Raw genomic sequence first — 1,545 nt, 5'->3', positions numbered from 1 at the left:
CGCCGGTTGCCAGGATGTTTGTGAGACACCTGGTGACCGGTGTGGGGAATCGGAGTATGTGATGCTCAGTGAGCCAGTGGGTCGTACCACAACGGGCAGGCGGTCCATGACCGTCGCTTATAAGATCGAGTTTTTGCAGGCCTGGGATCAGGCCGTCGAGCGGGGTGCCAAGACGCGGTTGCTGCGGGAGAACAGCCTTGGGCACAACACGGTCAGACGTTGGATCAAAGCTCGGGATCAGGGACAATTCACTGCAGCGATGACCGCTGCGGCGACCCAGATCCCGAGGAGCAAGATGGACAATCGTGATCGTGCCGAGTTGCTGCGGCTGCGCAAGGAGAACGAACGGCTCAAACGCAAAGTCGTTCAGGCCGAGGCCGCGCAAGAGATCTTGGGAAAAGCATTCGAGCTATTGGACGGGATCACCAAGAGCTCTACCGAGGAGCTCGATCCCAAGATCCCGCCGGCGTTGATGAGCGCCGAGCAGTACGCGTTGTGGCTGGAGCGCAACAACATTTCCTGATCGCAGTGATCAACCAACTCGCCGCTGCGGGAATGGCAGTGGCCCACGCGTGCCGGCTGGTGGGGATCGCGCGATCGACGCACTACCGGATTTCACGCGACTATAAGCACTACACACCGGTCGCGAACCCGATCGCTCACGCTGATCGGCATCAACCAGCAGCGTTGTCAGCGGCCGAGCGGCACCAGATGATCGAGGTCCTGACCGACGACGACTATGCGGACTTGTCGGTGGTGCAAACGTATTGGCGTGCCTTCGATGACGGGAAAGTCGGCTGCTCAGAACGGACCGCTTACCGCATCGCCACTGCCCAGGGTTTGGTCGGTGATCGTCGCCGGCGCCGCGGTGGCGGTGGCGGTGTGAGTCGGCGGCGACCGGTGGTGGTCGCGACCGAACCCAACCAGTTGTGGTCCTGGGATGCCACCGAACTGCGTGGCCCGGGCCGCGACGACCGGTACAAACTGTCCTTGGCGATCGATGTGTTCTCCCGCTACCCGGTGGCGTGGCGTATCGAGTATCACGAGAGCACCCCGTTGGCGGTGGACATGTTCACAGCTGCGTTCGCCCGTCACGGCGCTCCGGCGGTACTGCACGCCGATAACGGAACAGTGATGCGGTCGGCCGACCTGATGACCGCATTAGGCACGGCAAGCACCACCGCCTCGTTTTCGCGGCCGCGGGTCAGCGACGACAACCCATTTTCTGAATCACTGTTCAAGACAATCAAATACGACCTGGCTTGCCCTGACCGATTCGATGACATCGACCACGCGCGGCAGTGGACCGCACAGTTCTTGGACCGCTACGCCCACCACCACCGTCACAGCGGTCTGGGCCGTCACACGCCGGCCTCGGTGTTCGATGGCACCGCCATCGAACACCGAGCCCGCCGCCAAAGACGACTCGACCAACTTTGGCAAGCCAACCCCCAGCGCTACCGGCGACCGCCGATAGCACCAGCGATACCTGACCAAGCAGGAATCAACATCAAGCACCTGTCTCAGACAGGTTGACAATTACCG

At 61.8% G+C, this 1,545-nt stretch carries 2 protein-coding genes; both read left to right on the top strand.

The annotated features are described in order from the left end of the window. Positions 1 to 106 precede the first annotated feature (106 nt). A complete protein-coding gene (locus H290_RS0127315) occupies positions 107 to 523 on the top strand; it encodes a hypothetical protein (protein WP_020110043.1) in 417 nt (138 codons plus the stop codon). After that, positions 496 to 1,536, top strand: coding sequence for an IS3 family transposase (locus H290_RS0127310; RefSeq protein ID WP_020110042.1), 1,041 nt, complete (start codon positions 496 to 498; stop codon positions 1,534 to 1,536). Before H290_RS0127315 ends, H290_RS0127310 begins: the two co-directional genes overlap by 28 nt. Positions 1,537 to 1,545 lie beyond the last annotated feature (9 nt).

The sequence above is a fragment of the Nocardia sp. 348MFTsu5.1 genome, assembly GCF_000383535.1.
Classification (GTDB): domain Bacteria; phylum Actinomycetota; class Actinomycetes; order Mycobacteriales; family Mycobacteriaceae; genus Williamsia; species Williamsia faeni.
This window is presented reverse-complemented; position numbering and strand designations above follow the sequence as displayed.

What these genes read in the sequence shown, in the direction of transcription:
- H290_RS0127315 (WP_020110043.1), top strand. Translation starts at nt 107, where the DNA reads ATGACCGTCGCTTATAAGATCGAGTTTTTGCAGGCCTGGGATCAGGCC.